Here is a 374-nt window from a genome sequence, read left to right on the forward strand (position 1 = left end):
GCGGCGGCCGCGGTGGGGCGGTGCCGGGCGGCGAGGGCGAGGACGGTGGCGAGTGCGGCGGGGAGGGTGAGCCACGGCAGGAACGCGAGCAGCTGCGGTACGGGGGTGACGGCGTCGGTACCGGTGAGGCGGCAGGCGACGACGACGGCGGGCGGCAGGAGCAGCAGCACGGCGGCGGCGTGCGCGGTGTGGTGCGCGGTGTGGTGCGGGGTGTTCTGGGGCCGGGTCACGTGCTGCAACGGTAGTGGCGGGGCGGCCGCTGTGAGGCGTTCGGCGGTGGGGGTGGGGGTGGGGGGCGGGGGGCTAGTGGCGCAGGGCTTGGGCGATGTCGGCGGTGGTGGCGCCGGAGAGGGTGCGGTTGCTGCGGGCGGTGC

General features: G+C 78.1%; 1 pseudogene. It reads right to left on the bottom strand.

The window, feature by feature from the left end:
* Nucleotides 1–230, bottom strand: a pseudogene (locus IEZ01_RS34695) (endonuclease/exonuclease/phosphatase family protein); the annotation flags it as partial.
* Nucleotides 231–374: the final 144 nt, after the last annotated feature.

Origin of the sequence: Streptomyces purpureus (genome assembly GCF_014648195.1) — a bacterium.
GTDB classification, from domain to species: domain Bacteria; phylum Actinomycetota; class Actinomycetes; order Streptomycetales; family Streptomycetaceae; genus Streptomyces; species Streptomyces purpureus.